At 28.1% G+C, this 25,081-nt stretch carries 28 protein-coding genes and 1 other annotated feature; all 28 genes read right to left on the bottom strand.

The features are described 5' to 3' along the window. Positions 1-4: 4 nt before the first annotated feature. The 28 genes from leuS to rsxE all read right to left on the bottom strand — a co-directional run bounded on the left by leuS (position 5) and on the right by rsxE (position 25,081). Positions 5-2,470 carry a leucine--tRNA ligase gene (leuS, locus tag E0D94_RS07005; RefSeq protein ID WP_130806568.1) on the bottom strand — a complete coding sequence of 822 codons (2,466 nt, stop codon included), beginning with the start codon at positions 2,468-2,470 and terminating at the stop codon, positions 5-7. A 61-nt stretch (positions 2,471-2,531) separates the two neighbouring features. Beyond that, positions 2,532-2,715 (bottom strand) — a binding site (T-box leader). Between the two features lie 25 nt (positions 2,716-2,740). After that, positions 2,741-3,097, bottom strand: coding sequence for a ribosome silencing factor (rsfS, locus tag E0D94_RS07000; protein ID WP_130806567.1), 357 nt, complete (start codon positions 3,095-3,097; stop codon positions 2,741-2,743). Between the two features lie 11 nt (positions 3,098-3,108). After that, positions 3,109-3,684 carry a bis(5'-nucleosyl)-tetraphosphatase (symmetrical) YqeK gene (gene yqeK, locus E0D94_RS06995; RefSeq protein ID WP_130806566.1) on the bottom strand — a complete coding sequence of 192 codons (576 nt, stop codon included), beginning with the start codon at positions 3,682-3,684 and terminating at the stop codon, positions 3,109-3,111. A gap of 11 nt (positions 3,685-3,695) precedes the next feature. After that, positions 3,696-4,304: a nicotinate-nucleotide adenylyltransferase gene (gene nadD / locus E0D94_RS06990; protein ID WP_130806565.1), complete on the bottom strand. Its 609-nt coding sequence runs from the start codon at positions 4,302-4,304 to the stop codon at positions 3,696-3,698. A gap of 75 nt (positions 4,305-4,379) precedes the next feature. Then, positions 4,380-4,565 (bottom strand): hypothetical protein, encoded by a 186-nt coding sequence (locus E0D94_RS06985; protein WP_130806564.1) that lies wholly within the window; start codon positions 4,563-4,565, stop codon positions 4,380-4,382. 66 nt (positions 4,566-4,631) lie between these two features. Further along, a complete protein-coding gene (gene yhbY, locus E0D94_RS06980) occupies positions 4,632-4,925 on the bottom strand; it encodes a ribosome assembly RNA-binding protein YhbY (protein ID WP_130806563.1) in 294 nt (97 codons plus the stop codon). Positions 4,926-4,952: 27 nt separating this feature from the next. Next, positions 4,953-6,233, bottom strand: a complete 1,281-nt coding sequence (gene obgE / locus E0D94_RS06975) for a GTPase ObgE (RefSeq protein ID WP_130806562.1) — start codon at positions 6,231-6,233, stop codon at positions 4,953-4,955. A gap of 125 nt (positions 6,234-6,358) precedes the next feature. Beyond that, positions 6,359-6,637 (bottom strand): 50S ribosomal protein L27, encoded by a 279-nt coding sequence (gene rpmA, locus E0D94_RS06970; protein WP_130806561.1) that lies wholly within the window; start codon positions 6,635-6,637, stop codon positions 6,359-6,361. Positions 6,638-6,639: 2 nt separating this feature from the next. Next, entirely contained in the window at positions 6,640-6,975 is a 336-nt protein-coding gene (locus E0D94_RS06965; protein ID WP_130806560.1) for a ribosomal-processing cysteine protease Prp, read from the bottom strand. Between the two features lie 8 nt (positions 6,976-6,983). Further along, positions 6,984-7,295, bottom strand: a complete 312-nt coding sequence (gene rplU, locus E0D94_RS06960; protein WP_130806559.1) for a 50S ribosomal protein L21 — start codon at positions 7,293-7,295, stop codon at positions 6,984-6,986. A gap of 91 nt (positions 7,296-7,386) precedes the next feature. Then, on the bottom strand, positions 7,387-8,883 hold the full coding sequence (locus E0D94_RS06955; protein ID WP_130806558.1) for an Rne/Rng family ribonuclease: 1,497 nt from the start codon (positions 8,881-8,883) through the stop codon (positions 7,387-7,389). A gap of 4 nt (positions 8,884-8,887) precedes the next feature. Further along, positions 8,888-9,574 (bottom strand): TIGR03936 family radical SAM-associated protein, encoded by a 687-nt coding sequence (locus tag E0D94_RS06950; protein ID WP_165442897.1) that lies wholly within the window; start codon positions 9,572-9,574, stop codon positions 8,888-8,890. After that, positions 9,574-11,415: a TIGR03960 family B12-binding radical SAM protein gene (locus E0D94_RS06945; protein WP_130806556.1), complete on the bottom strand. Its 1,842-nt coding sequence runs from the start codon at positions 11,413-11,415 to the stop codon at positions 9,574-9,576. Before E0D94_RS06945 ends, E0D94_RS06950 begins: the two co-directional genes overlap by 1 nt. 70 nt (positions 11,416-11,485) lie before the next feature. After that, a complete protein-coding gene (locus E0D94_RS06940; protein WP_130806555.1) occupies positions 11,486-12,367 on the bottom strand; it encodes a site-2 protease family protein in 882 nt (293 codons plus the stop codon). A 14-nt stretch (positions 12,368-12,381) separates the two neighbouring features. After that, the gene (locus E0D94_RS06935; RefSeq protein ID WP_130806554.1) at positions 12,382-13,056 is read right to left on the bottom strand and encodes a murein hydrolase activator EnvC family protein; all 675 of its coding nucleotides are present in this window, start codon (positions 13,054-13,056) and stop codon (positions 12,382-12,384) included. 103 nt (positions 13,057-13,159) lie between these two features. After that, the gene (gene mgsA, locus E0D94_RS06930; RefSeq protein ID WP_130806553.1) at positions 13,160-13,561 is read right to left on the bottom strand and encodes a methylglyoxal synthase; all 402 of its coding nucleotides are present in this window, start codon (positions 13,559-13,561) and stop codon (positions 13,160-13,162) included. 30 nt (positions 13,562-13,591) lie between these two features. Then, the gene (minE, locus tag E0D94_RS06925) at positions 13,592-13,882 is read right to left on the bottom strand and encodes a cell division topological specificity factor MinE (protein WP_130806552.1); all 291 of its coding nucleotides are present in this window, start codon (positions 13,880-13,882) and stop codon (positions 13,592-13,594) included. Positions 13,883-13,890: 8 nt separating this feature from the next. Then, positions 13,891-14,688, bottom strand: a complete 798-nt coding sequence (gene minD, locus E0D94_RS06920) for a septum site-determining protein MinD (RefSeq protein WP_130806551.1) — start codon at positions 14,686-14,688, stop codon at positions 13,891-13,893. A 14-nt stretch (positions 14,689-14,702) separates the two neighbouring features. Beyond that, positions 14,703-15,323, bottom strand: coding sequence for a septum site-determining protein MinC (locus tag E0D94_RS06915; RefSeq protein ID WP_130806550.1), 621 nt, complete (start codon positions 15,321-15,323; stop codon positions 14,703-14,705). 105 nt (positions 15,324-15,428) lie between these two features. Then, positions 15,429-18,863 carry a penicillin-binding transpeptidase domain-containing protein gene (locus E0D94_RS06910; RefSeq protein WP_130806549.1) on the bottom strand — a complete coding sequence of 1,145 codons (3,435 nt, stop codon included), beginning with the start codon at positions 18,861-18,863 and terminating at the stop codon, positions 15,429-15,431. Positions 18,864-18,868: 5 nt separating this feature from the next. Then, on the bottom strand, positions 18,869-19,372 hold the full coding sequence (gene mreD / locus E0D94_RS06905; RefSeq protein WP_130806548.1) for a rod shape-determining protein MreD: 504 nt from the start codon (positions 19,370-19,372) through the stop codon (positions 18,869-18,871). A gap of 16 nt (positions 19,373-19,388) precedes the next feature. Further along, positions 19,389-20,237: a rod shape-determining protein MreC gene (mreC, locus tag E0D94_RS06900; RefSeq protein WP_130806547.1), complete on the bottom strand. Its 849-nt coding sequence runs from the start codon at positions 20,235-20,237 to the stop codon at positions 19,389-19,391. Positions 20,238-20,249: 12 nt separating this feature from the next. Beyond that, positions 20,250-21,302, bottom strand: a complete 1,053-nt coding sequence (locus tag E0D94_RS06895; RefSeq protein WP_130806546.1) for a rod shape-determining protein — start codon at positions 21,300-21,302, stop codon at positions 20,250-20,252. Between the two features lie 27 nt (positions 21,303-21,329). Next, positions 21,330-22,025: a RadC family protein gene (gene radC, locus E0D94_RS06890; protein ID WP_130806545.1), complete on the bottom strand. Its 696-nt coding sequence runs from the start codon at positions 22,023-22,025 to the stop codon at positions 21,330-21,332. Between the two features lie 11 nt (positions 22,026-22,036). Continuing rightward, positions 22,037-22,618 carry a nucleoside triphosphate pyrophosphatase gene (locus E0D94_RS06885; RefSeq protein WP_130806544.1) on the bottom strand — a complete coding sequence of 194 codons (582 nt, stop codon included), beginning with the start codon at positions 22,616-22,618 and terminating at the stop codon, positions 22,037-22,039. A gap of 265 nt (positions 22,619-22,883) precedes the next feature. Continuing rightward, positions 22,884-23,861 (bottom strand): RnfABCDGE type electron transport complex subunit B, encoded by a 978-nt coding sequence (locus E0D94_RS06880; RefSeq protein WP_165442895.1) that lies wholly within the window; start codon positions 23,859-23,861, stop codon positions 22,884-22,886. 14 nt (positions 23,862-23,875) lie between these two features. Beyond that, positions 23,876-24,448: an electron transport complex subunit RsxA gene (rsxA, locus tag E0D94_RS06875; protein WP_130806543.1), complete on the bottom strand. Its 573-nt coding sequence runs from the start codon at positions 24,446-24,448 to the stop codon at positions 23,876-23,878. Continuing rightward, on the bottom strand, positions 24,449-25,081 hold the full coding sequence (gene rsxE / locus E0D94_RS06870) for an electron transport complex subunit RsxE (RefSeq protein ID WP_130806542.1): 633 nt from the start codon (positions 25,079-25,081) through the stop codon (positions 24,449-24,451).

Below are 25,081 nucleotides of genomic sequence, written 5' to 3'. Positions count from 1 at the left end.
CTCATTAATTTGCAACAATATTTACTAATTTTTTAGGTATAACTATAACCTTTCTTAATTCTTTTCCTGATATCATATTTTTAACTTTATCACTCTCTAATGATTTCTTTTCTAATTCTTCTTTTGAAATGTCAGCTCCTACCATTATCTTATCTCTTACTTTTCCATTTACTTGTATTACTATTTCAACCTCATCTTTAACTAAAGCTTTCTCATCATATTTTGGCCAACTAACACTATGAATACTGTTATCATTACCTATCATACTCCATAATTCTTCTGTAATATAAGGAGAGAATGGAGCAAGTAAAACAATAATACTTTCAATTGCTTTAGATAACAATTTATTTTTATTTTCACTATCTTTGCTTTCTCTAAATTTATTAGTATCATTAACAAGTTCCATTATAGCACTAATAGCTGTATTAAAGTTAAATCTTTGATCTATATCTTCTGTTACTTTTTTAATTGCATTATTTAATGAATAATTAAACGCTTTCTCTATTTTATTTAATTTATTAAAATCAAAAGATTTATTATTCATACATATATCTTTTGTATCACTTACTAATCTATACACTCTATTTAAAAATCTAAAGCATCCTTCTACTCCTTGATCATTCCACTCCAAGTCTCTTTCTGGTGGAGCTGCAAAAAGTACAAATAATCTTGCTGTATCTGCACCATAATTACTTACAATTTCTTCAGGACTTACTACATTTCCTTTGGATTTAGACATTTTAGCTCCGTCTTTTAATACCATTCCTTGAGTAAGTAAGTTTTTAAATGGCTCATCTACAGGAGAAATATTCATATCATATAAAACTTTTGTAAAGAATCTTGCATACAATAGATGTAAAATTGCATGCTCTACTCCCCCTATATACTGATCAACTTTCATCCAATATTTTGCATTAGCTTTATCAAATGCTTTTTCACCATTATTAGAATCAGTATATCTTAAGAAATACCAAGAAGAATCTACAAATGTATCCATTGTATCAGTTTCTCTTTTTGCTTTCTTACCACATTTAGGACAAGATGTATGAACAAATTCTTTACTTGTAAGTAATGGAGATTCTCCTTTTCCACTAAACTCAACATCTGTAGGTAATACCACAGGTAAACTTTCTTTAGGTACAGGTACTATACCACAATCTTCACAATAAATCATTGGAATAGGTGTACCCCAATATCTTTGTCTGGATATTAACCAATCTCTAAGTCTATAATTTATTGTTTTTATACCTATCTTTTCTTTTTCTATATAATTAGTTATTTCTCTACTAGCTTTTTCATTGTCTAAGCCATTAAATTTATCAGAATTTACCATTATGCCATTATCAGTATACACTACTTCTAGTTCTTCTGTTTCTTTACCCTTCTCTGCTATTACCCTTGTTATATCTAAATTATATTTTTTTGCAAAATCAAAGTCTCTTTCATCATGAGCTGGTACTGCCATTATTGCTCCTGTCCCATAATCTATTAATACATAATTAGCTATATATATAGGGATTTCTTTTTTTGTTAAAGGATTTATAGCATATCTTCCTGTAAATACTCCTTCTTTTTCTGTGTCAAGTGATGTTCTATCTATATCAGACATATGCTCTAATTTCTTTTTAAATTCATTTACTTTTTCTTCATATTTTGTACCTGTTACTATTTTACTCACTAATGGATGCTCTGGGGCTAAAACCATATAAGTAACACCATATATTGTATCAGGTCTAGTTGTAAATACATTTAACTCATCTTCAAAATCTTTTATTTTGAAATTAATTTCTGCACCTTCACTTTTACCAATCCAATTTTTTTGCATAGACTTTACTTTTTCAGGCCATCCATCTAACTTTTCTATATCTTCTAATAATCTCTCTGCATAATCTGTAATTTTAAAATACCATTGGTCAAGTTCTTTTTTTCCAACTTCACTATCACATCTCTCACACTGGCCATTTACAACTTGTTCATTTGCTAACACTGTTTCACAAGATGGACACCAATTAACAGCATAATTTTTCTTATATGCTAAACCTTTATTATACATTTCTATAAAAAACTCTTGAGTCCACTTATAATAGTCAGGAGAACATGTAGCTATTTCTCTATTCCAATCATAGCTAAGACCTATTTCTTTTAATTGATCTCGCATATCGTCAATATTTTCTAATGTCCATTTATTTGGATGTATTCCATGTTTAATTGCAGCATTTTCTGCAGGAAGTCCAAATGAATCCCATCCCATAGGATGCAATACATTATATCCTTGCATTCTTCTAAATCTTGCTACTACATCACCTATTGAATAATTCCTCACATGTCCCATGTGAATACGACCTGAAGGATAAGGAAACATTTCTAATTGATAATATTTTTGTTTATCATTTCTAAATGATTCAAAAGAATTTTCATCTTCCCATTTGTTTTTCCATTTTTTTTCAATCTTACTAAAATTATAAGACATTTTCTTCACTCCTTATACGTTTTTATTTGAAATATAAAAACTTCTCATCCTTATCTATATAGATAGGGACGAGAAGTTACTCGCGGTACCACCCTAATTGGCTATAAAGCCCACTTAGAAGTCTTCTAATGGAGACCAATCTAAAAAACTAAAGCAAGTTCAGTAAATCAAAAATATCAACTTTCACCAAATGTTGACTCTCTATAATTTTTTTATTACTTACTACTCTTTATAATTCTATATTAAATTATATATTATAAATATTATATATTAACTAACATAATTGTCAATATTAATTTTCTTTCCGTCTGCCCACAATCTTTCAAGATTATAAAATTCTCTATCTTCTTTATGGAATATATGAATTATTATATCTCCATAATCTAATAATATCCATCTTCCTGATCTATATCCTTCTTTTGATCGTAGATCATATTTATTTTCACTTAATTTATCTTCTATTGAATCTGCTATTGCAACTACTTGTCTTTCATTTTTACCACTTAAAATCACAAAATAATCTGCTACACTTGTGAGATCAGTCACTTCTAATACATCAATATCATGAGCTAATTTATCATCTGCAGCATTTATAACTAATGATAACTTATCATTATTTTTTTTCAAATCCTAACCTCCTATATAATTTTATTTCTTTTTAAAATTAAGCTATTTCTAGTTTCAATGGTATTAGGATGTATAAGCCATCCTTTATTAATTATATATTTAAGTGTATTATCCATAGCAAGAATAATGCCTAAATCAATATCTTCAAACGAAATCTCTCTTATTTTTTCAAGTCCTGGAAAGTTCCTACCTGGCTCAATATAGTCTGCTATAAAAATTATTTTTTCTAACATACTCATATTTTTTCTACCTGTTGTATGATATTTAATTGCATTTAATATATCCTCATCTAATATATTATATTTAACTTTGGCTAATTCTGCTCCTAAAAAAGGATGAATTAAGTGAGGATTATTTTTCATTACAGCATCTAAAATTATACCAAATTCCTGGCTTTTTTTCAATAAAGTATCTTTATCTTTATATTTAGCTGAGTCATGTAAAAGAGCTGCAATATGAGCCTTTTCTGTATCTACTTTGTAATTTTTTGCAAGTTTTATAGCAGTTTCTGTTACTCTAATAGTATGTTTATATCTTTCCTTATCTATATCCTTTTTTAATATACTTTTCATTTTTTCTATTTTCATAATTTCCTCCATTATTTATAAAGATTTTTATTATATATGTAATTTATAACAGGATCTGGTGTCATGTACTTAATAGTTTCACCTTCAAATATTCTTTTTCTTATTTGTGTAGATGAAATATCTACAGGAGCAATTGTTAGATAACTAATTTTTTTATTATATTTTTCTTCAAGTTTTCTTATTTGAGCCATTACATTTTCTACATTATAACCTGGTCTCGTAGCTGCAATAAAAGTGCATATATTAAGAAGTTTATTAGTATTTTTCCAATTTTCTATATCAAGTATTGAGTCAGCGCCTGTTATAAAAAAAAGTTCTGAATCCTTGTATTTTTGAGATAGTAATTCTAAAGTATCCACAGTATAGCTTGTTTTATATCTATTAGTTTCTATATCTGAAACCATAAAATTATTATTATCAGATGTAGCAAGTATTGTCATTATGTATCTATCTAAAGCATTTGCTAATTGTTTTTCATCTTTATGAGGTGGACTTCCAGTAGGAATAAATATCACTTTGTCTAAATTGAATTTTTTTCTACTTTGTTCTGCAATCATTAAGTGACCAATGTGTATAGGGTTGAATGTTCCTCCCATTATTCCTAACTTTTTTATCTTCATAGTAATATCACTCCAATCTATATACATTATATATTAGATTTAAAAAGAATAAAAATTAATCCTCCAATTGGAGGATTAATTTTTATCTACAAAGCTCTTTAAAACATTTATTTCACTTGTATTAGTAGAATTTATATCTTCTATTTGTTCTTTTTCAAAGTTTTTAAAATACATTTTAAATTGACCATCTTCATCATCTTCATATCTTATGCATTTATACCCTTTTTCATATAGCCTTTTTAATTTTTCAATATTATCCAATTTGGCCACAACTCCTTTTAAAGAGATATTTTTATTATTCTTAACTGGAGTCATTTTAAATATACATTATTTAGGTAGTTTAATTTTTTTATTTTCTTCTGATTCTCTATAAAGTACTATTTTATTTCCTATACTTTGAACAAATTCAGAATTAGTTTTTTCTGCTAATTCATTAGCTAACTCTTTTGGATCTGAAAAGTTATTATTTAAAACATTTATTTTAATTAATTCTCTTGCTTCAAGTGCTTCATCAACTTGAGTTATTAAATTATCAGATATTCCATTCTTACCTATTTGAAGTATAGAATCTATATTGTGAGCTTTTTTCTTTAAAAAACTTCTTTGTTTTCCTGTTATCATTTTTTCACCTCTTTATTTTAATCTATTTTATTCAAAGAATTCAAATTCATATCCACATATATTTACAGAATCCTCTTCGTTTATTCCAAGTTCTCTTAATCTATCAATTATTCCTAAATCTCTTAATCTTTTTTGGAAATATCTAGTAGAGTCTACATCATCTAAGTTTGTTGAATCCATAAGTTTTTCAACAACTGATCCTTCTACAAAATACTCATCATTTTCTTTTCTGACTATTATATCTTTTTTATCATTATCTAAACCATATAATTTAATATCTTCTTCAACTTCTATTATAGGTTCCAGATCACCAATTTCCTTAAGTAATTTACTAATTGTATATATAAGTTGTTTAACACCATCTTTTGTTGCAGCAGATATTTTATACACATCATATCCTAACTGTTCTATCTCTTCTTTAAACTTAGCATAGTTATCTTTTGTAGAACTTAAATCACTTTTATTTGCTACCACTATTTGTGGTCTATTTGATAATTTTTCATTATATAATTTTAATTCTTTATTTATTTTATGAAAATCTTCAATAGGATCTCTACCTTCTTGCCCAGAAATATCTACCATATGAACTAAAAGTTTAGTTCTTTCAATATGTCTTAAAAACTCATGTCCAAGGCCAGTACCTTCATGTGCACCTTCTATAAGCCCTGGAATGTCAGCTATTACAAAGTTATTAGCATCATTTAATTTTACTACTCCTAAATTTGGATTTATAGTAGTAAAATGATAATTAGCTATTTTAGGTTTTGCTGCTGATACAATAGAAAGAAATGTGGATTTTCCTACATTAGGGAATCCTATAAGTCCAACATCAGCAAGCAATTTTAACTCTAATAGTATCCACCTTTCTTCTCCCTTTGTCCCACCTTCAGCAAATCTTGGAGCTTGTCGTGTTGAATTAGCAAATTTAGCATTACCTTTGCCACCTCTACCACCTTTTGCTACTACAAATGTATGATTTTCTTCTGTCAAATCAGCAATAACTCTTCCTGTTTCTTCATCTTTTACAATTGTTCCAGGTGGTACATTTATTATTAAGTCTTCTCCTTTTTTACCATATTGTCTTTTAGACTTTCCATTTTCACCAGATTCAGCTTTAAAATGCTTTTTAAATTTTAAATCCATTAATGTTCTAAGTCCCTCATCTACTTTCAATATGATATTTCCACCATGTCCTCCATCTCCTCCAGCAGGACCACCAGATGGTTCATACTTTTCTCTTCTCCATGCAACGGCTCCATGACCACCATTTCCGCCTTTTACAAATATTTTAGCTTTGTCTATAAACATCATCATCATCCTCATTTATAATTACTTTTATACCCTTATGTAATTTTTACCTCAAATAACTATAAATTATTCACTATAAAAAAATAAAGATCTACCTAATAGGTAGATCTTATTTTGACAATAGCTTATTGTGGGTAAACACTAACTTGCTTTTTGTCTTTTCCTTTTCTTTCGAATTTAACTACTCCATTTACTATAGCAAACAAAGTATCATCTCCACCCTTTTTAACATTTAAACCTGGATGAATTTTAGTACCTCTTTGTCTAACTAATATATTTCCTGATTGTACATTTTGTCCATCAGCTCTCTTTACACCAAGTCTTTTAGACTCACTGTCACGACCATTTTTTGAACTACCTACCCCTTTTTTATGAGCAAATAATTGTAAATTCATAACTAACATCATTACACCTCCCTGTATTTTAGGGTTATATAACCTGAATAAGATTCCATTATACTTTTTATGCCGATTAATACTGTTTTTAAAACTATTTGTGCATTTTTAAAGTCATCGTCATTAATTTTTTTAGGTAACTGTACTTGAATATAACCATCTTTTATAACACAAGTTAGATTATCTAAATTTAAATTTTTTTGTAAAGATATTACCCCGGTTTGTGCAAGTACTGAAACAGCTGCACAAACTATATCTTTACCATATTCATCATAACCTGTATGTCCTTCCATAACATATCCAAGTATATTACTTTTTTTATCTTGTAAAAATTCAATTTTTGTCATAAATACCACTAAGCATTTATTTTTTCGATTTTAACTTTTGTATAAGGTTGACGATGCCCTTGCTTTCTTCTATAATCTTTCTTTGCTTTAAATTTATATACTATTATTTTCTTTGACTTTCCATGCTCTACTATTGAAGCATCAACAGTCATATCTTCTATAAATGGCTTGCCTACTTTCACATCACCATCATTAGATACAAGTAATACTTTATCAAATTTGATGTTATCTCCTTCATTTCCAGCGATTTTCTCAACAAATAAAGTATCACCTTCTTGAACTCTATATTGTTTTCCTCCAGTTTCTACTACTGCATACATTAAACATACACCTCCTCAAACCAGTCTCGCCAAATGTAGGTACTTTCGTTTAAAACCTAATTTGTGCGGCTACTTACAGAATAGTATTTTATCAAATTTCTAAATATTTGTCAATAAAATCTTCTAGTTTTCCTATCTTTTTATTTTTTACTTCATCAATTTTCAAATCATTATTTTCTTGAAAGAATATTTTTATACTACTTTCTTCTTGAAGAGATTTTATTTTTTGGATATAATTTTTAGTTATTTCTTTATATTTATAAGTACTTAATTCAAATAATATAGCATTTGCTGAAGTATTATTTTTTATTCTATTTATTTCTTTTTCAATCTTTGCAATTAGAAATCCATTGGATTTTATTTTTCCTGTTCCATTACAACAAGGACAAGATTCTAAAATTTGAGTTGAGAGTTTATTTCTACTTTTTTTTCTAGTCATCTCTACTAATCCTAATCCGGTCATACCAATTACTGTAGTCTTTGTTCTATCTTTTTTCAACTCACTTTTAAATAAATCTAATAACTCTTGCTCATGTGTAGAATTAAACATATCAATAAAATCAATTATTATTATTCCACCTATATTTCTAAGTTTTAATTGTTTCGCAATTTCCTTTGCTGCTTCAATATTAGTTTTAAATACAGTATCTTTTAAATCTATGCTCCCTACAAATTTCCCAGTATTTACATCTATAGAAGTAAGAGCTTCAGTTTCATCAATTACTAAATATCCTCCACTTTCAAGCCATACTTTTCTTTCAAGAGCAGATTCTATTTGTGAGTTAATCTCTAATTCATTAAATAAATCCTCTTTACTATCTATATAATAAATTCTATTTTTTAATTTAGGACTCATAAGTTCAATCATTTTTATAGCTTCTTCATACTTATCTCTATCATTTATAAATACTTGGTCAATTTTCTTAGTAAATATATCTCTAATAGTACGCTTAGGTAAATCTAAATCTTTATATATTATTCTTGGACATGTTCCAGTATTTTTTTCCTTCATTATCATATGAAATATATCTAATAAGTAATCTATATCAGATTTTAAGTCTTCATAAGACTTATCTTTTGAAGCAGTTCTAAGTATTAAACCCATATCTTCTGGTTGTACTTTAGATGCTAATTCTTTTAACCTTTCTCTTTCATTCTCACTATTTATTTTTCTTGAAACACCAATATAAGTATTATAGGGCATCAATACTAAATATCTTCCAGGTAAAGTTATATGAGTAGTTACTCGTGCACCTTTTGAACCATAAGGCTCTTTTATAACTTGAACTATTAATTCTTGTCCTTGTTTTAACACTTCTTTTATTGATAAATTTTTATAATCTACACCATTTCTATACTGTATCTTTGATGTAGCATCCTTTATATAAAGAAAGGCATTTTTCTTAAGTCCTATATCTACAAAAGCTGCCTGCATACCAGGCAAAACATTTACTACTCTTCCTTTATACACATTTCCTTGTATTTTATTTTTATCTTTTTTTTCATGAAATATCTCCGTAAGTTCACCTTCTTCTAAAACTGCTACCCTGTCTTCATATGTTCCAACATCAATTATTATTTTGTTCATTAAATCACTCCCATTTTGGGTCCTCAGTAAATAAATCTAATCTGTGAATATTGTAATCTACATTATCCACCTGTAAACCTTCTTTAATTAAAGCCTTTATTAAAAGTTCAGGTTTTAAATTCCCTGTACTACCGGTTTTTAGTAATGTTTTTAAAATTATTCTATCACTCTCATATAAAATAATATCTAATTCATATATGTTTTTTCTAATATCTACTTCCTTTTTTACTGTTCTACCTTTCTTTTTTTTGCTCTTAGTAATATATATTTCTTTTTTTCTTTTAAAGTTATCTATTGCTTCATATATACTTTTTTTAGATGAATTTTCTAATGGAATTAATTCAATTATATAACTAGAAGATTTGATTATAGACATCAAAGATTTTTTATCATCAGTATAATGAGCTTCTAAAATCTCAACACCTTCTGGAAGAACATCATTCATATCTTTTATAAATTTCTCTGGAGCTATTTCTTCTTGTAATTCTATATCCATATATTCACCATCACTTGTAAGCCCTAATGCAAGGGCTGTAGCAAAAGAAAATTTAGGTTGAGGGTTAAACCCTTTCGAATATTCTACAGGTATATTTGCTCTCCTAAAGGCTCTCTGAAATAACCTCATAAGATCTAAATGTGATATATATCTTATAAGAGAATATTTTTTAAATTTAACTCGTAATTTTAACATTAACATAACCCCCCTTTGAAATCTTTTTGTATGCCACAGCCACTACAGCTAACTTTACAATTAGGGGTTATTTCTCCAGCTTTTGAGCGCTCATTTTCTCTTATTAAAAATGATTTTGTAACACCAATATCTATAAAATCCCAAGGTAATACTTCTTCATAGTCTTTTTCTCTATTAGCATAAAATTCTGGGTCTATACCTGTTTCAGCAAAAGCATTTATCCATTCATCATATTTAAATTGATCTCTCCATCCATCAAACTTAGCACCATTTTTAAACGCATGAATAAGCACCTTTGAAACTCTTCTATCTCCTCTTGTAAAAACTGCTTCAAGAAAACTTGTTTCAGCATCATGAGTATTAAATTTAATTTTTTTATCTTTTATAATCTTTTTAAGATAATCTTGCTTTTCTTTAAATTCATCTAAACTATTTTGAGGATGCCATTGAAATGGAGTGAATGCCTTAGGTACAAAACAAGATGCAGATGTTGTAATTTTGAGATTACCTTTCATACTATCTTTAGGTTGATTAAAAAATTCTTCTCTAACTTTATAAGCTAAATCCTTTATCCCATCTAAATCTTTCTTTGTTTCAGTAGGCAACCCTATCATAAAATACAATTTAACAGTTGACCAACCCATTTTGAATGCATCTTTACATGAGTTTATTAAATCTTCTTCAATTATTCCCTTATTTATGACATCTCTTAATCTTTGACTACCTGCTTCTGGAGCAAATGTAAGACCAGTTTTTCTAACCTTTTGAATTTCTTCTATTAATTCTAACGAAAATGAATCTAATCTAAGAGAAGGAAGGGAAAGTCCTATTCTATCTTCCTTAAATTCATCCATTAATCTAATAATTAAATTCTCCAAATCAGAATAATCACTAGTACTAAGAGAAGATAATGAAATTTCTTCATGTCCTGTCGATTTAATTAATTTTTTTGCAAGTTCTAATAAGTTCTCTACACTTCTCTCTCTTACAGGTCTATAAATCATACCTGCTTGACAAAATCTACATCCTCTAGTACATCCTCTAAAAATCTCTAAAATAACCCTATCATGTACAGTTTCAATAAAGGGAACTATCATTTTATCTAAATAATATGTTTCATCTAGATTTTTTTGTATTACTTTTTTTATTTTACTCGGATAATGTTTCTTTTTAGGTATCATTTTTTCTATAGTATTATCTTCTTTATATTTAATCTCATAAAAAGATGGAACATATATCCCTTCTATATTGACTATTGATTCTAAAAATTCTTTTCTAGTCATTCTCTTTTGTTTCATTTGTTTATGTTTTTTCATAATTTTTAATATAGTTTCCTCTGCTTCACCTATTACAAAAAAATCAACAATATCAGCTAAAGGCTCAGGGTTATAAGCACAAGGTCCTCCTGCTATTATAAAAGGATCTTTTTCATCTCTATTAGAAGATTCTAAAGCTATATTTGACAAATCTAACATATTTAATATATTTGTATAACTCATTTCATATTGTAAAGTAAATCCAATAAAATCAAACTCTTTTAAAGGAGTTTTAGTTTCCAATGAAAAAAGTGGAATATTTATTTTCCTCATCTGTTCTTCCATATCTATCCATGGAGCAAATACTCTCTCACAATAAATTCCTTTTTCATTATTTAAAAGATTATATAAAATATGTAATCCTAAGTGACTCATACCAACATCATAAATATCTGGAAATGCAAATGCAAATCTAGTCTCTATATCTTCTTCTTTTTTAATATAAATATTTTGTTCATTACCTATATACCGAGCAGGTTTTTCTACTTTAAGTAATATTTTATCTAATGTTTTTTGCTCAATCATTTTAATCATCCTTAAGTTAAATTTTTTCCTCATAATATGAATAAGTATTCTTTTATTTTACTATATTTTATCATTTTTTAATAGATATTAGTAGTGTTTCTATTTTTTCATTTATTCCACTTCTAATTATACCCTCAAAAAAACACTCTTCACTTATATTACCTAAAAAATTTCCTTTCTCATCTATTATAAATATAATATTATATTTATGAGGTAATATTATATCTAAAATAGATTTTAATTTTGTTCCTTCTAACACAATTAAAAAATGTGTTTTCATCATTGCCTTATTTTTTAGTTGTATTTTTTTTCTTATTAAACCTCTAGTTAAAATAAAGGCTGCCATTTCATTTTCAGCTGTGGCAGCCTTTGCTAAATAAATAATAACAAAAGATAGCATAATTATTTCAAATATATCCCTAACATATAATAATCCTATAATAAATAATATCATTAAACTTATTTTCCCAATTACTCCAACTGTTTTGTGAGCAAATTTAAATCCTCCATACATATATAATATTGCTCTTAATACTCTTCCTCCATCTAAAGGTAATATAGGTAATATATTTACAATAAACAACATAAAATTTATTTCTACAAAAAGATCTAACAAATTTATATGGGTAAAATTAATAAATAATATATAAGAAATTATAAATAATATCATATTAACAACTGGTCCAGCTAAACTAATAATTATTTCTTTTATAGGATCGATTCCTAAAGGATATTCAAATTTTATTATAGCACCTAATGGAAATATATTTAACTCCTTAACCTTTACGTGGTTTATCAATGAAAAAATCAAATGTGCAATTTCATGTATTGTTAATACTAGAAACAATATACTAAACTCAATAATATATTCATTTAAATACATTAATAAAGTTATAGGTATTAAAGTCAGATTGACCTTTATGTCTATATTTTTAACTGAAAATAATTTCATATCTGACCTTCCAATCAAATAAGTAGTATATCTTCATTTGTAAACTCTAAGTTTTCTAACGGATCTATAGGTTCATCATTTTCGTATATTTCAATTCTAAAATCTAACTTTTCATTATTGCTTTTTATAGTTCCTAGTTCTTCACCTTTTTCTACACTATCATTAACTTTCTTATTTATCTTATCAAGCCCATAATATTTTGCTTTATATTCTTCATGTTCTATTACGATAAATTTACCATATACATTATCTTTTCCTACTTCTATTATTACACCATCTGATATAGATTTTACTTTTTCATTGTTAGCTACAATATCTATCCCTTTATTAAATACTTGAATATTATCTGACTTTTCGTAAATTCCATAATCTCTATATATGCTTCCTGATACTGGAAAAATATATTTAGAATTCTCTTTTCCTAATAAATCATTAAAAACTTCTTTAGTATTTATTTTATTTATCACTAATATTGTATCCGATTTTATATTTCTATCATTTTCTAAATAATATTTAACAACTTTTATAGCACTATCACCTGAATTTACATTAAATAATTTTATAATAATTATTGCAACTACAATTAATATACAAAAAAAAGTTTGAATAAATAATTTTCTATAGTTATCTTTATGCTTCTTAGTTTTTATATTATATTTTCTTTTTTTATTATATATTTTATTATTCATATTTAACCCCTACCTTATAAAGTTTTATCACTACTATAATTATTTAACTAGTAGTTGATTTATTACAAAAAGAGAAAAAACAAAAAACAATCTGATCAATTGATCAGATTGTTTTTTTGTTTTTTCTCCAAGAAAGGTCTCCTCGTTGCATTCCTTTTATTAATAACTCAGCGCTTCCCATATTAGTAGCTAACGGTATTCTATGAACATCACATAACCTAAGAAGTGCCAATACATCTGGCTCGTGAGGTTGAGCAGTTAATGGATCTCTAAAAAATATCACTATATCCATATTATTTACGGCTATCATAGCTCCAATTTGTTGATCTCCACCTAAAGGACCTGAATTAAATCTTTTAATATCCAATTTAGTATTTTCCATTATCTTAAGCCCAGTAGTCCCAGTCGCAAATAAATTATGTTTTTTTAAGACATTTTCATATGCTATAGCAAAACTAACTATATCATCTTTCTTTTTATCATGTGCAATAAGTGCAATATTCATAAATTCTACCTCTTATCTTGTGATTTGATATTATTTTATATCTTTATCTTTCATTTTTAAAACTGGTATATTAGCAACTAGAGCAGGTATTGGACTATTGTCAGATTCTCTTCTAGTTCTAGTAAACTGTATATCAAGACCTTCTTCATCAATTACCATATAATCTGATATAACATTTATTATGTCTCCTTTCACCATTTCTAAAAATTTTGGTGATACATTTGTCCTATCATGAATAAGTACTAATTTTAGTCTCTCTTTAGCAACACTTTTACTTTTATTATTTGTTTTACCGAAAAGTTTAAATAAATCCAATTTTATCCCCCTTTCTATTTTTTACCAAAAAATATTTTCTTTAATTTAGTAAACATACTTTCATCTACATCTAAATTAAGTAATGGAACTTCTTCCCCTTGAATTCTCTTTGATATGTTTCTATAAGCTTGTCCTGCAAGGGAATTGTCATCAGTTACTGCAGGTTCTCCTTTATTAGTAGATATAACTATAGATTCATCATCAGGAACCACACCTAAAAGATCAATTGCCAATATATCTATCATATCATCTATATTCATCATATCTCCTCTTTTAACCATATCATTTCTAATTCTATTTATTATTAGTTTTGGCTCATAAAGACCCTTAGCCTCTAATAAACCAATTATTCTATCTGCATCTCTCACTGCTGATATCTCAGGTGTAGTAACTACAATAGCTCTATCAGCTCCTGATATAGCATTTTGAAATCCTTGTTCAATACCTGCAGGACAATCTATTATTATATAATCAAATATTTTTTTTAGTTCTTCCGTTAGATCTTGCATTTGTGCAGGTGATATAGCTGTTTTATCTTTTGTTTGCGCTGCAGGTAAAAGAAATAAACCATCATATCTTTTATCCTTTATAAGTCCTTGCTTTAACCTACAAACACCTTCCACTATATCTACTATATCATAAACAATCCTATTTTCTAAGCCCATAACTACATCTAAATTTCTTAAACCTATATCTGCATCAACTACTACTACTTTTTTTCCTTGCATAGCAAGTCCTGTACCTATATTAGCAGAAGTAGTAGTTTTACCTACTCCGCCTTTTCCTGATGTCACAACAATAACTTCACTCATCTATTTGCCTCCATTCAATTATTTTTTTGTAAGTACGGTTCAATAACAACTTTATCCTCTTGTATTTTTGCAATTTCTGGCCATTTAGGATTTAACAAATCTTTATCAGGACTTCTTGAAATTGTATCTGCTATCCTTAATTGTGTTGGTTTCATTTTAAAAGCTGCTACAATTGAGTCTCTATTTCCATCGCTTCCCGCATGAGCTATGCCTCGTAATGAACCCATCACAACAATATTGCCTTTTGCAACTACTACTGAACCTGGATTTGTATCTCCTAAAATAACAATATTTCCATCAAATTCTTCTCTCTGACCTGATCTTAAAGTATGTCTTATAAATTTAGTTTTTCCAGTATCAATTCCCTTAAATGGTTGTTCAATACTTTTTTCATCTTCAGCTGGAATCATATCTACTTTGATATCAAATTCTTCAATTATATTGGTTAAAACAGCAATTTCTATATCTGTAAGATTTCCACCTTTTATATCTATAACTTTGACACCTTTAAAAAAGTCTTTGGTATCTTCAAGTCTTTTAATCAGCTCTTGTTTTATAACTCTAAATTCTAATTCATTTATCTGTATATAGATACCATTTTTATTGCCTTTAAAACTAATTATATCTTGGCTCATGTCTTTACCTCCAAAAATTCGGCACTACTTATTAACTATTCTACCTTTAATCAAAAAATCCTGCAAAAATATTAAAAAAAAATAAAATAGTAATATATTACTATTTTATTTTTCTTCTTTTTTATCTTTATTTACCTCCAAATAATGTCCTATTATATCTCTTGTCATTGGAGCAGAGTTACCACCACTACCCCCTTGAAAAATTACTGTTGCTACAGCAATTTCTGGATCATCATAAGGAGCAAATCCAACAAACCATGCATAGTTATCATAAAATTCTTTTGTTACAGGATTTATACCTGCCTGAGCTGTACCTGTTTTACCTGCTACTTTTACAGGAAATTTATTAAATATACTTCTAACTGAACCATTCTCTACAACTTGAAGCATACCTTGTTTAACTTCTTCAAGATAATTATAATCTTTTAATTCTATTCTTTCTCTTTTTTGTTTTTTCTCATAACCTATGTCTTTCCCATCATAACTTGTTATATCATCTATTATCGTAAGCTCATTTTTATACCCACCATTCGCTATAGTTGCAACCATATTAGCAATACCAATTGGTGTATAGTTATTTTGACCTTGTCCAATAGAAGTATCATATGCATCACTCAATACAAAGCCACTATATTTAAAATAAGTATAAACTAAATAATCTTTAAGAGGTATTATTTCATCTTCTACTATACCTAATTTTTCCAACCCATCTATAACTTCATTAGGAGACATATTTTCTCTATTAGCCCATTCAGTAAATATATCTATTAATTCATCTATATCTTTATCCTTAAGTTTTTTTCCTTCTACTAAATTTTCTTTCTTAGTAGAAAGTTGAGATTTAAGTTTTATTTTATATCCTGCTAATTTTCTCTCTTCATTTGGAACACTACCTGCTTTTTCTTCAGGAATTTCTATACCTGTTTTTTCATCTAGACCGAATCTCCTTGATATATCTTGCATATCTTCTATTGTAACTTGTACTCCTAAAGGCTCCTTAGTTCTTGGATTTCTACCTTCAGCCAATGTATAGAAATAATAGTTACAAGATTCTTCTATTGCTTCATACATATTTGTAGGTCCATGTTTTCCTCCATAATCATTCCAAATCCAACAAGCCGGTGCATCATTGTCAGTTGGATCTGTAGTTCCAAGTGAGTTCACCTTTTTATATGGATTAAGTCCCTTTTCAAGTCCAGCAATTGCTGGTAACATTTTAAAACTAGAGCCGGGTGGTATAGTACTTCTAAGGGCCAAATTAAATAAAGGTCTTGGAGCTAATAGATCTTTTTCATTTTCGGGTTTAAGATTTTCATAATCACTTAATGTTATCCCTGTAGAAAAAAGATTAGGATCATATGAAGGATAATTTGCTATTGCAAGAACTTCCCCTGTTTTTACATTTAATGCAACAGTAGCTCCAGATTTTGCATTTCTACGTGGCTTATTAAATTTATAATTACCATATTCACTTTCATATGTGCCACCAGTTTGAAGTTTTTCTATAGTTTCTTTTAATGACTCCTCAGCTTTTTTTTGCAATTCATAGTCAATTGTAAGTTTAATATTGTTTCCTGGAATTGGAGCTTCTTCTTCCTCATCTATACTTCTATGAGTATTTCCAAAGGCATCTACCTCTATTAATTTATATCCATCTTTTCCATTTAAATAATCCTCAAATTCCTGTTCAATTCCTGTTTTACCTATAATATCATTTCTAGAATAATCCCCATCGTTTATATATTTTTCTATTTCATATTGTTGAGATATCTTTCCAAGATAACCTAATGTATGAGCAGCAGTTTCTCCCATAGGATAATATCTCAAAGGTTCCAGAGAAGTTTTAATTCCTGGAAAATACATATTTCTTTCTTTAATCATTGCTACAGTCTCATCTTTTATATTATAAGCTATAGTTATAGGTTCATAAGCTCTATATCCTTGTTTAGTCAATAAGTCATTTAATAAAAGTATAAATCTCTTTTCATAAATATTTAATTCATCTGTTATATTTTCATCTTTATCTATATCTGATTTTTCTACTAATTTTTCAAATACATCTTCTGCATCTTTATATTTTTTTATATTCTTACCTTCAATCCACTTTTCTTTATCAATTAATGAAGTATACTCCCATTTAGATATAGATATCTTTGGATTAATATATTGTAAAAGAAACCTTTGAGCATGAACTTTAATATCATCTAAAATTACAAATTCATCAAATAATTTTTCTTTTTTTACGAATATCTCTACAGCTACATCTGCAGATATATCCTTTTGTAAATTATTTTTATTAATAAATTTATTTTTCTCTTTGTCATTTGTAAATTCAAATATATTACCACCATCTGGTTCATATATAAATGGAGTTTCTATATTTTTATTTTTTAAATAACTCAGTAATTCTAGTCCTAAAGTTGTGTTTTCACCTTCTTTTTCATAACTAAAACTCATCATTTCTTTAAAGTTTCTATACTTTAAAAGCGTTATAAAATCTTGTTTAGCTGAAGTTTCAAAACTTATTGAAGGATACATATTAGGATATGCGTTTTTCAAATCCTTAATAGCCCTATCGTTCTGTGATGGTGTAGATTTAGGTTTTAATTCCCCAAACAATTCTAATTCAGCTTCTTCAGTCAATCCATCATCTATTAGAGATACTATTTCTGTTTCTATATGGGACATTAGATTTTTTTTAATATCTCGATAATCATTATCAAAAGAAAATTTATACTCAACCAATTTATAGTTGTTTACTTTCCCTTTTTTATCTAAGAGTTCATAAGAAAATTTTCTAACTATGGGATGACCAATAAGAGATTTAATCCTTTCATTATCACGTAACAAAAGTTGAGTTATATCTGATTTAGGATTTTTGGTTTTGCTAAGATTTAACTCTTCTTTCCAAGATTCTATATCTTCTCCTTCTCTATATTTATAATCTACTTTTCCATCTTTATAATCTATTTTTATTGGTAGTTTCAAAACTTCTTTAGCTTCAATTAATACAGACAACGCACGATTAGCTACAGAAAATCTATATTCATTAAAATCAGTTATATGTTCGTAAGTCATATCTAATAAATCATCAACTAATCCATTTTTTATTAATAGCTCTGCTATATCATCTGTAATATTTGTATCTGCTTCAAAGAAATCTTTTTCATTTTTATAATCTATAGAATTCAAAGTTATAGGGAAATCATCTATGTAATTTTCCCCTTGCTTTTCTAATAACGACATTATTTTTATACTAGATACATTTTTATCATTTTCTGTAAATTCATCTTTCATTATTTGAACAGTAAATCCTGTTCTATTTTCAGCAAGTACTTTTCCATTTACATCTAAAATGTTACCTCTTGGTGCAGGCGTTGGAATTTTTTTTACCTTAGTATTATCTGCTTTTTCTCTGTATTCATCACCATGTATAATTGTTATTTCTGCTAATTTAAATGCCATAATGGAAAAAATTACAGTCATTATTATTATAAGTAAAGAGTATCTATTTTTAAGTTTATCAATTAATTTTTCCATTTATATCAATCCCTTCTACCAAAATGTAAGCTAGGAGATACAAATAATTTCTTTATGAAATTATATATAAATATTGAAAGTATAGAATTATATATAGATTCTAAAAGAGCAATGTTTCTTATCATTCCTATAAATGTAATATCTACATCTGAGAAATAATACATAAAGAAAAACATAATATTTGATATCATAGTAAATATAAAAGTATATATAAAAGGTATAATGAAATTTTCTTTTGAAACATTAGAATTAGTTGCTCCAATTAAATATCCAATTAAAAAATATATAAGACCATGAATACCTATAGCATTTCCAAATAATAAATCTTGAGCTAAACCTACTAATAGTCCAGACACTCCTCCTACTTTCTTATTAGTAAATAATGCTACTAAAACAATAAGAATTAAATTAGTATTAGGTATTACTTCAAATATACTTATATATTGATATAATGTGGATTGTAATATAAAACTTAATATAAATAGAACAATTAAACTAAAAGTCCTCAATTTTTAAACCCCTTTTTTATTTACTATCTTGTTTGTTAATTACAAATAAATCATTTATTTTTTTGAAATTAACTGCTGGCTTAACTTGTATTTCTTTTTTTAATTCCTCTTCCTTTACTTTCACTTCTGTTATTTCACCTATAAAAATTCCTGGAACAAAAACTTCTCCCATACCTGAAGAAATAATCTTATCTCCTTTTCTTACATCAGCTTCTATATCGAATAAAAACCCTTGCATCATATTATTGACTGTACCATTTACTACACCAAAATCCTGTGTCCTTATAACTTTATAACTAACACTGCTTCCACTATCAGTTATAGGTAAAACTTTAGACCAAGTATCTCCCACTTCTATTACTATACCTACTAATCCTTCTTTCACCATACCATCTTGAGTTTTTATAGCTTGTATTACAGCAGCATCTTTTTTTATGCCATCATTTGAACCTTTATCTATTATAAATTTATTGAACCAGTTTTCAGGATCTCTTGATATAATCCTAGTCTCTATCATTGAATAATCCGATTGTTTTTTTAATTTAATCTCATTTTCTAAAAATTCTTTTCTTGCTATTACATCTTCCATATCACGATTTTTTTCTTCTAATACTTTTATTCTTTTCTTAAGCTGATCATTCTTTTCCTTTGCATCAATATAATCTCCTAGAGAGGAAAACCTATCTGTAACAGTCTCACCTATTTTGTAAAAAAAACCTTGAACTGGAGTTATAATCTTCCCTACTTTATTTTCTATTATGCTTATTTTTTCTCTATCTTTAGCAGTTATCCCAATAGTTATAAGCAGAATGATAGTAACAATAGCTACTATCATTCTGCCTCCATACTTTTTAAATACAGACATCTATATCACCACTTATCTTCTTTTTGAACTAGTAGAAACTCTTTTTAACATATCAATATCTTCTACTGCTTTTCCTGTTCCAAGTACTACACAATCTAATGGATCTTCTGCAATATTTACTGGCATGCCAGTTTCTCTTTTAACAAGTCTATCTAATCCATCTAATAATGCTCCTCCTCCAGTAAGCATTATTCCTTTGTCCATAATATCAGCTGCAAGTTCTGGTGGTGTTTTTTCTAATGTGAATTTTATAGCTTCAATTATGTTAGCTACAGGCTCTTTAAGAGCTTCTTCAATTTCCTTAGCTGTTATTTCTACTACTTTTGGGAGTCCTGAAACTAAATCTCTACCTCTTATTTTCATTTTAGACTCACTTGATAAAGTGCCTTTTCCACCATCTCTAAGTGATGCAGAACCCACCTCTATTTTAATATTTTCAGCTGTTCTTTCACCAATCATTAAATTATATTGTTTTTTAATAAATTGAACAATAGAGTCGTCTAATTCGTCTCCACCAACTCTAATAGATTTACTTGTTACGATTCCACCTAAAGAAATAATTGCAACTTCAGTAGTTCCTCCACCAACATCAACAACCATACTTCCCGTTGGTTCTTGTACTGGGAGATTAGCACCTATTGCAGCTGCCATCGGTTCTTCTATAAGAAATGCTTCTCTTGCTCCAGCTTGTTCAGCTGCTTCTTCTACTGCTTTTCTTTCAACTTCAGTAACTCCAGAAGGTACACATACAACTACCCTTGGTTGTGAAAGAGAACTTTTCTTGCCATTTGCTTTTTTTAGAAAATACTCTATCATACTCTTTGTAACATTAAAATCTGCAATTACACCATCCTTCATAGGTCTAATTGCTACTATATTTCCAGGTGTTCTACCTATCATTCTTTTAGCCTCTGCACCTACAGCTAATACCTCATTTGATTTCGTTTGTATTGCAACAACAGATGGTTCTCTTACAACAATACCTTTACCTTTTATAAAAACAAGAGTATTGGCAGTCCCTAAGTCAATACCCATATCCTTTGAAAACATTCCTAAAAATCCCATCTTCTTCTTTTGCTCCTCTCTTACCTTCTATATTATATCTTCTTCTTTTAAACTCACGTATTTTTTATTACCTACTATAATATGGTCAAGTACACGTATTCCTAAAATTTCTCCAGCTTCAATTAACCTCATTGTAATATTAATATCCTCTTTACTTGGTGTTGGATCACCACTTGGATGATTGTGTACAAGAATTACGGAAGCACTACTCCTTTTAATTGCTCTATTAAATACTTCTCTTGGATGAACTATAGAAGCATTTAAACTTCCTATTGATATATCTTCATAACATATTATATTATTTTTAGTATCTAACATTATTGTTCTAAAAAACTCTTTTTTATAGTCTTTCATATTTTCCATCATAAATTCACATACATCACTTGGACATGTGATTTTTGTAGGTTTTATTACCTCTTTTGAACATATTCTTTTGCCTAGTTCTACTGCTGCTAATATCTGTGCTGATTTACATTTCCCAATTCCCTCAAGTTGAGTCAATTCTTGAATTGTAGAATTTTTTAAAAAATCAAGCCCATCTTCATCTAAATCTAAAACATTTCTAGCTAGATCTATTGCTGATTGTTTTCTATTTCCAGTTCTAATGATTATAGCTAATAATTCAGTATTTGATAATTCACTTGGCCCTTTTTCAAATAATTTTTCTCTTGGTCTTTCATCTAATGGTAACTGTTTAATAGTATAATTTATTCTATTTCCCATATATCCCCCAATTAAATTAGACTAATTTCGAAATACTCCTTTAAAAGTTTGTCAAGTTTTACTATAGGTAGCCCTACTACATTTGTATAGGACCCCTCAATACTCTCTACAAAGATTTCACTTTTTCCTTGTATTGCATAACTACCCGCTTTATCTTCATATTCCTGTTCCAATAGATAATTATCTATCATATCTTCACTTAAATTTCTAATTTTAACTTTAGTTTTAGAGTAGTCAACCTTTTTTTCATTAGTACCAGATTTTACTATGGCAATCCCTGTATAAACATAATGCTCTTTACCACTTAAATTTAATAACATCTTTTTTGCATCTTGTTTATCTTTAGGTTTACCAAGTATTTTATTATCAAAATAAATAATTGTATCTGCTGCAATTATTATACTATCTTTCTCAATATTTTCAGCAACATTTATTGCTTTTTGAAAAGCTAAGCTAATTGCTGTAGTCTCAGGAGATACATTATCATAAATATTTTCTTGTATATTACTTTCTTGTATTTTAAATTTTATATTATATTTCTCTAAGAACTCTTTTCTTCTAGAAGAAGATGAAGCTAGTACAACATATTTCAAAATTAACACCTACATTCTATTTAATATATAAATATGAACTTAAGAGATGCTCATTATTTTATTAAAGGATCTAGAATTCCTTCCATCTCGTTTTTATTGTATATAAATATTTTTTATAATCTTTAATTTAAATACTTATAAACAATAAAAAAACATATTTACACATATAAAGTTTACCATTTAGAGACTATATTTACAAGTAGCAATTTATGTATTTTACTTAATTATTAAAAAAATAAAATGCAGCCTAGGCTGCATTTTATTTTCACTTCATTATTATAGCGTCTTTTGGACACTTTTGTTCACATAATCCACAACCAACACATTTTTCTGGATCAATCTCATGTACCTTTTTAAGTTCTCCATTTATAGCATCAACTGGACAATTTTTAGCACATATAGTACAACCTATACATTTATCATCTACTACTTCAGCAGTTTTTCTCTTAGAAAAATCTGCCCATATTGCTTTTGTAGGACATTTTTCTGCACATATCATACAATTTGTACATTTATCATAATTTATTTTAGCTAATTTATTTTCAAACTCCATAGCATCAAAAGGGCACGCTTTTACACATATTTGACAACCTATGCACCCTGTAGAGCATTTTACTTTAACATCTTTACCAAATTCATTACTATTACAATCTACTACTACATTTTGATTGTAAGGTGCCCATTCAATTACATTTTTAGGACAAGCATCTACACAGTTACCACAGGCAGTACATTTATCTGGATCTATATGAGCAATACCATCTTTCATAGTAATAGCATCAAAAGGACATACATCATAGCAAGTTCCATATCCTAAACAACCATAGGAACAAGATTTATTTCCTCCTTGTACAAGTGCAGCCGCTTTACAATCTTTTATTCCAGTATATTCAAATTTTTCTTTAGCATTACATTCAGTTCCATTACAAATAACATGTGCAACTTTTCTTTCAGATGCTTCTGCAGATGCTCCCATTATTTCTCCTAACCTTTCTGCAGCTTCAGATCCTCCTACAGGACACCCATTTACAGGAGCCCCTTCTATTGAAACTGCATTTGCAAATGCATCACAACCTGGATAACCACATGCACCACAATTTGCACCTGGTAAAGCTGCTCTTATTTTTTCTACTTTAGGATCTATTTCCACAGCAAATATTCTTGATGCTACAGCTAGACCACTTCCAAAAATCAAACCTAAGCCACCTAAACTAGCTACTGGTAAAATTATACTTTCTATCATATGTCACTCACCTCCTATACTAATCCAGCAAAGCCTAAAAATGCAATAGACATTAAACCTGCTGTTATAAGTGCAATTGGAAAACCTTCTAATGATTCAGGAACATCAGCTAAAGCTAATCTTTCTCTTATACCTGCAAATAAAATTATTGCAAGTCCAAATCCTATAGCTGCAAACACTCCATGAACAATAGTTTCTAACAAATTAAATCCTTCTTGTATGTTTAATAGAGTTAATCCAAGTACTGCACAGTTTGTTGTAATAAGTGGAAGGTATACCCCTAAGGCTTCATATAATGTAGGACTTGCCTTTTTTATGAACATCTCAACAAATTGAACTAATGATGCAATTATCAATATAAATGCTATAGTCTGCAAATATTGAAGATTAAAAGGATCTAGTATTGTTACTTGTATAAAATAAGTCATAATTGATGCTAATGTCATAACAAATGCTACAGCCATAGTCATCCCTGTAGCTGTTTCAACCTTTTTAGAAACTCCTAAAAATGGACATATACCAAGAAATCTAGATAATATAAAGTTGTTTACTAACATAGCACTGACTGCTATTGTAACTAATTCCATTTATATCGCCTCCTTAAGATCTTTATTTTCATTGTTCTTAATCTTATTTCGCTTTTGAACATAATTTAACAAACCTATTAATAATCCTAATGCTAAAAATGCTCCAGGAGGTAATATCATTATTATAGCAGGCTTAAATGCTTCTCCAAATAAAGAAATACCGAAAACACTTCCTGCTCCAAGTATTTCTCTTATTATACCAAGTATTGTTAAAGCTATAGTAAATCCAAGTCCCATTCCAAGTCCATCTACAATTGAACTTGCAGGTTTATTTTTAGATGCAAAAGATTCTGCTCTACCAAGTATTAAACAGTTAACAACTATAAGTGGTATAAATAATCCAAGTGACTTATATAAACTCATAGCATAACCATGCATAAACATACCAATAAGGGTAACAAATGTTGCAATTATTACAATATATGCAGGTATTCTTATTTTATCTGGTATAACTTTTCTAAACATTGAAATTACAAGATTTGCAGCAAACAACACCGCCATAGTAGCAAGTCCCATAGCCATACCATCTATTGCTGATGTAGTAACAGCAAGAGTTGGACACATTCCCAACAATTGTACAAAAACTGGATTCTCATCTACAATTCCATTTTTAAAAATTTTAAATAATTTCAT

Origin of the sequence: Senegalia massiliensis, assembly GCF_900626135.1 — a bacterium.
Taxonomy (GTDB): Bacteria; Bacillota; Clostridia; order Tissierellales; family SIT17; genus Anaeromonas; species Anaeromonas massiliensis.
The sequence above is the reverse complement of the archived record's forward strand: the minus strand, read 5'-3'. Positions and strand labels throughout refer to the sequence as shown.